The sequence below is a fragment of the Novosphingobium sp. genome (assembly GCF_036733805.1).
In the GTDB taxonomy this organism is placed as follows: Bacteria; Pseudomonadota; Alphaproteobacteria; order Sphingomonadales; family Sphingomonadaceae; genus Novosphingobium.
The window spans coordinates 1-5837 of sequence record NZ_DAIMZT010000100.1 but is presented as its reverse complement, the minus strand read 5'-3'; the positions used below and the strand labels follow the sequence as shown (position 1 = coordinate 5837).

Annotated in this window: 7 protein-coding genes; all 7 read left to right on the top strand. The window is 59.0% G+C overall.

Translation table 11 applies throughout. The features are described 5' to 3' along the window. On the top strand, window positions 1-337 hold a 337-nt coding region (locus V7D69_RS15115), incomplete at its 5' end, for a hypothetical protein (protein ID WP_333606212.1). 37 nt (window positions 338-374) lie between these two features. Then, window positions 375-1244 carry a cytochrome c oxidase subunit II gene (locus V7D69_RS15110; RefSeq protein ID WP_324064373.1) on the top strand — a complete coding sequence of 290 codons (870 nt, stop codon included), beginning with the start codon at window positions 375-377 and terminating at the stop codon, window positions 1242-1244. Continuing rightward, window positions 1244-2977, top strand: coding sequence for a cytochrome c oxidase subunit I (locus tag V7D69_RS15105; protein WP_324064372.1), 1734 nt, complete (start codon window positions 1244-1246; stop codon window positions 2975-2977). Before V7D69_RS15110 ends, V7D69_RS15105 begins: the two co-directional genes overlap by 1 nt. Further along, the gene (locus tag V7D69_RS15100; protein WP_333606211.1) at window positions 2974-3612 is read left to right on the top strand and encodes a cytochrome c oxidase subunit 3; all 639 of its coding nucleotides are present in this window, start codon (window positions 2974-2976) and stop codon (window positions 3610-3612) included. The genes V7D69_RS15105 and V7D69_RS15100 overlap by 4 nt, the downstream gene beginning before the upstream one ends. An 18-nt stretch (window positions 3613-3630) precedes the next feature. Then, the gene (locus tag V7D69_RS15095) at window positions 3631-4326 is read left to right on the top strand and encodes a heme-copper oxidase subunit III family protein (protein ID WP_333606210.1); all 696 of its coding nucleotides are present in this window, start codon (window positions 3631-3633) and stop codon (window positions 4324-4326) included. Between the two features lie 16 nt (window positions 4327-4342). Continuing rightward, complete coding sequence (locus tag V7D69_RS15090) at window positions 4343-4705, top strand: cytochrome C oxidase subunit IV family protein (RefSeq protein ID WP_324064369.1); 363 nt, start codon at window positions 4343-4345, stop codon at window positions 4703-4705. A 2-nt stretch (window positions 4706-4707) separates the two neighbouring features. Beyond that, window positions 4708-5388: a c-type cytochrome gene (locus tag V7D69_RS15085; protein WP_333606209.1), complete on the top strand. Its 681-nt coding sequence runs from the start codon at window positions 4708-4710 to the stop codon at window positions 5386-5388. The last annotated feature ends 449 nt before the right edge of the window (window positions 5389-5837 follow it).

Below are 5837 nucleotides of genomic sequence, written 5' to 3'. Positions count from 1 at the left end.
ACCCGCAGAATCGCAAGCCATTGTAATCGCCCTGGATGATTATGAGTCAGCCACTGAAGTGAACAGTGGATTTGAGAACATCCAGTTCCATGCAGCGCCCCTTGCATCCATTCAAAGTAAACCCATGGAGCAAAAGCACAAGCTTCGAACATTTATTGCGTTACGGCCCGCTCCCATGTCCCGCCTTGCTCCCAAGCACGCAGTGCAGCGACAACCTCAACCAAGTCGCCGTGACACATACGAGGTCAATGACGGGGTTTATTTCTCACAGGTTTTGTCTTACATTCCACTCTGTTGGTTAATACCAAAGGCGGCGAGTCGAGACTTGCCCAATTAGAATGGCAGAGGCTCGCCCGCGACAGGGGGAGAAGCCCGTGCGCGTTGCGATCGCCATTGTTGCGCTGGTGCTTGGCTCGATTGCATTCCATCTGCTCAGTCCATGGTGGCAGACGCCGCTTGCCTCCAACTGGCAGTCGATTGACTCCGCCCTTCATATTACACTGTTGATTTGCGCCTTTGCCTTCATATTTCTAAACTTGTTTCTTGCCGTGGCGCTTATCCGCTTTCGCCACCGACAGGGCAGCCGCGCGCATTTTTCGCCTGAAAATCCTTCACTGGAAAAGCACCTGACGTTCTGGACGGCGGTGGGCATCGTCGGAATGCTGGCTCCTGGCTTGGCCGCTTGGGCCAAGTTCGTGGACGTGCCCCCCGACGCGGCGGTAGTCGAGGCGATCGGGCAGCAATGGCAGTGGACGTTCCGCTATCCGGGCCCTGACGGCGTTCTCGGAACGGCGGGGGTCGGCTATATGACACCCGACAATCCCTTTGGCGTCAATCCGCTCGATCCATTCGGGCGGGACGACGTACTGATTGAGGGTAACGAACTCCATCTGCCGCTGGGCAAGCCAGTGAAGATGGTGCTGCGGTCCAAAGATGTGCTTCACGACTTTTACGTGCCGCAATTCCGGGCGAGGATGGATCTCGTCCCCGGCATCGTCACCTATTTCTGGCTCAAGCCGACAAGAACGGGAAAATACGAGATCCTATGCGCCGAACTGTGCGGCGTGGGCCATCATGCAATGCGCGGGACAGTCATCGTGGAACAACAGAAGGACTTCGACGCCTGGCTCGCCAGGCAGGCGAATTTCACCCAGATCATGGCCCAGACCAGCCCTGAGGGCGTCGCCGCCATGTTCGCCAAGGCCAATTTGTGCACCAGACCAGCCGCTTGGGGGATCCGCTGATGGCAACGACGATCGCTGACGACCTGAAGCCATTGCATCATCCCAAGACCTGGGTTGGAAGGTATGTCTGGAGCCAAGACCACAAGGTGATCGCGGTGCAATACGGCCTGACCGCAATCGGCATCGGCCTCGTCGCACTCGTGCTGTCCGTGCTGATGCGGCTGCAACTGGGTTTTCCGGGAGCCTTTCCCGCCATTACTCCGGAAAACTACCTCCAGTTCGTGTCGATGCACGGGATGATTATGGTGGTTTACCTGCTGACGGCGCTACTGCTTGGCGGGTTCGGGAACTACATGATTCCCCTGATGGTCGGAGCCAGGGACATGGTGTTCCCCTTCGTCAACATGCTCAGCTACTGGGTTTACCTCCTCTCGGTGCTGGTGTTGGTTTCGGGCTTCTTCGTCCCGGGTGGGCCGACCGGCGCCGGCTGGACTCTATATCCCCCACAGGCCATCAGCGAGGGGACGCCCGGCCATCAATGGGGTATTGTCACCATGCTGGCGAGCCTTGCAATCTTCATAGTCGCATTCACCATGGGCGGCCTCAACTACGTGACGACCGTACTCCAGGCGCGTACCCGGGGGATGACCCTGATGCGCATGCCGCTGACGGTATGGGGCATCTTCGTTGCTTCGATCATGGGCCTTCTGGCTTTCCCAGCGCTTTTCGTAGCGGCGATCATGATGCTGCTCGACCATCTGGCTGGCAGCAGCTTCTTCATGCCAGCCATGATGTCCATGGGGCAGCCGACCAGCACCGCGGGCGGTAGTCCGATCCTATTCCAACACTTGTTCTGGTTCTTCGGGCATCCCGAAGTCTACATCGTGGCGCTTCCCGCCTTCGGTATCGTGTCCGATCTCATCAGCGTTCACGCGCGCAAGAACATCTTCGGCTACCGGATGATGGTATGGGCCATCGTCATCATCGGAGCCTTGAGCTTCCTGGTCTGGGCGCACCACATGTACGTCAGCGGGATGAACCCCTACTTCGGGTTCTTCTTCGCGACCTCCACGTTGATTATCGCCATTCCGACCGCGATCAAGGTCTACAACTGGCTGCTAACCCTCTGGAAGGGAGATATCCACCTGCGCGTTCCGATGCTTTTCGCGCTGGGTTTTCTTTTCACCTTCATCCACGGTGGGTTGTCCGGGCTGTTCCTCGGCAACGTCAGTGTCGATTTGCCGCTCAGCGATACCTTTTTTGTGGTCGGCCACTTCCACATGGTCATGGGCGTATCCCCGATACTTGTCATCTTCGGTGGCATCTACCACTGGTATCCGAAGATCACCGGAAGAATGTGGAACGAGACTCTTGGGAACGTCCACTTCTGGATCACGTTCATCGGCGTCTACGCGATCTACATGCCAATGCATTATCTTGGTATCCTGGGGGTGCCGCGCCGGTATTATGCGCTAGGAGAGACGGCTTTCATTCCGCCGTCCGCGCACTTCGCCAACGAAGCCATAAGCATTGCCGCAATCATCGTCTTCGCGGCCCAGTTCATCTTCTTCTACAATATGATCTCAAGCTTCTTCAGAGGCCCTCGGGCGGACCCCAATCCATGGGGGGCGGCAAGCCTTGAATGGCAGACGCCCGACACGCCGCCCAGACATGGCAACTGGGGACCGAAGCTGCCGACCGTCTACCGCTGGGCCTACGATTATAGCGTACCCCATGCGCCGCGCGACTTCATTCCCCAAAATGAGCCACCGCCGAGCGGGGCGCCGTCATGAGCCTGATTGCCCGCCTTGCCGAAAAGAGCTGGGAGACGCCTGGCGCTGAGCACCTGCGCGAGCCGGATAGCTACCGCCCAGCAGCGGCAACCGTGGGCGTCTATCTCTATTTCGGCGTGGCGACGGTCATCTTCACGCTGCTTACGGCGGCCTACCTCATGCGCATGGGATTTCCGAGTGCGGCGGACCACAGGATCGGAGATGACTGGCGCCCCATGCCCGAACCGCCGCTCCTGTGGATCAACACCGCCATCCTCATCCTGAGCAGCCTTGCCTGGGAAACCGCCCGGCGCGCGGCGTGGCGCGAAGAGGCGGGACGCATGCGCCCCATGGCAATGGTGGGTGGCTTTCTGGGCCTACTGTTCCTGGCGGGACAGCTCCTGCTGTGGCGGTACTATCAGGCGGCAGGTTATTACCTTTCGGCGAATCCCGCCAATGCTTTCTTCTATCTGCTCACGGCCGTCCACGGCCTGCACCTAGCCGGCGGAATCGGCGCCTGCGCCAGAACGATGGGACAGATGGCCATCGGGACCGACGTTGGGCGCGTCCGCCGCAACGTGCGGCTCTGCGCGGTTTACTGGCACTACTTGATGCTAGTGTGGCTGATGCTTGCAGGGTTGCTGGTTATGACCTGAACAAGGTGAGATGATGTCATGTCGCAAGCGATGACGGAGCAGGAGCAATCGCGCGATACGGCGCAAGGCGTGAACGCGATTGTCGCCGACTGGTCCGCGGATCAGGAAGTTTTTCGCCACACCCATTGGGGCAAGGCGATGATGTGGATATTCCTGCTAAGCGATACCTTCATTTTCTCCTGTTTCCTTACCTCGTACATGACCATGCGCGCCTCGGCGACCTTGCCCTGGCCCAATACGGCCGAGGTCTTCGCGCTCAACATCGGCGGGCACTCGATCCCGCTCATCCTCATTGCGATCATGACTTTCGTGCTTATCAGTTCCAGCGGCACGATGGCTATGGCGGTCAATTTCGGATACCGGCGTGACCGCAGGAAAACCGCTGCGCTGATGCTGGCCACCGCGCTGTTCGGCGCAACCTTCGTCAGCATGCAGGCGTTCGAATGGACCAAGCTGATCTTCCAGGAAGGCGTGCGCCCCTGGGGCAATCCCACGGGCGCCCCCCAGTTCGGTGCCAGCTTTTTCATGATAACCGGATTCCATGGCCTGCATGTGACCTGCGGAGTGATAATGCTGCTGATCGTCGCCTCGCTGGTATGGCGCGGCCACTACGACCGCAAGGGCGACTATTCAGCAGTCGAAATTGCCGGGCTCTATTGGCACTTCGTCGACCTCGTATGGGTCTTCATTTTCGCCTTTTTCTATCTCTGGTGAAACGAAAGGACGAAGGGTGAAAAACGAGACTTTACCTAAATCGCACGCAACCGTCCCGGCCCACGGCGAGGGGCAGCAGCATCCGATCCGCCTCTACCTCAAGGTTTGGGCCTATCTCTTCGTACTGAGCACGATGTCTTATCTCGTCGACTATTTTCACTTCCAGGGCATCGTACGCTGGACGCTCATCGTAACGTTCATGCTGCTAAAGGCTGGCCTCATCGTTTCGATCTTCATGCACATGGCCTGGGAGCGGCTCTCACTAATGTACGCGATCCTCGTTCCTCCGCTTGTACTGCTGGTGCTCATACGCATCATGATTATCGAGTCCGACTATGTACTCTGGACTAGGGTAATCTTCCTCGGCGGGGGAGGATAACGATGAGCCGGTCGCGACAGCTCACGGCCATTTTTTGCGTCGCCACGTCGCTCGGCGTGGCATGGGGCCTGAATTTCTTCTTTGAGAGCCTGATGGCGCCAAGATATCCGGCGCGGTTGGCCTACGATCCCGTGGATCACATGCCGCCTCCCGTCGATATGGCTGCGGTCCAGCGCGGCTGGCCCGAGAGCCTCAACGAGCCGGAACAGCGCGTCAGGCTGATCGCCTACTTAGGCGACATGGAAAGACAGGGACGGTCGCAAACTATTGTATCGAGCGCTGCCACCAAGCCAGCGGTGCTGGACCTGGGGACGCTGTTAGCGAGCGCCGATCCCCACGTCGGACAGGTGAAGGCGCAGGTTTGCACAAGCTGTCATGACTTCACGCGGGGCGGCCCCAACCGGATCGGCCCTAACCTATGGGGTGTGGTCGGCCGCGATGTTGCCTCCCACCCAGGCTTTTCCTATTCTCAAGCGATGTCCGCGCAGCCTGGAGCCTGGTCATACCAGCGGCTGTTCGATTATCTGACATCTCCCGCCAGGGCTGTGCCGGGCAACAAGATGAGTTTTGCGGGACTGCGCAGCCCGGAAGATCGGGCCGCGGTCGTGCGATTTCTCGGAACCCTTGGCACCAACCCACCTTCTCTCCCACAACCTCAAGGTTCGGGTCACGAGGGCAAGTAGCAAATCCTATCGAACGACGGCGCGTGTAATGCCGTTGGTAGCCGCCGGATCAGCCGCACCAAGCGTTCCGACATAGATGAACCAGGCAGCGCGGCCATCCCCGCTCGCTACGGCGGGGCCAAGCAGAACCGAGCCCGCCATCATCGGAAACAACAGCGGCGAGAGAACAGCGTGGTAGGCATATATCTCCGTAAGCAAAACGCCCGCAGGGTAGATAAGTCCCACAAAGACCAGATCGCCGCGTATTTGGAGGAAGTCCCGCCAACCCTGAGAGCCAGGTCAACGAAACGCCGTTCGCGGTCGTGGCGCATCGCCAAGCGGTCGGCGACCGATGTCATCTCGTCAGATGGAGTCGAGCTCGCGTGTTATATGAACGTGCCGGGCAAACTTGGAGTGCTCGTCCTCCTTCTCCCCCTGGTAATCAAGGGAAAGGCCCACGTGTGGCACGG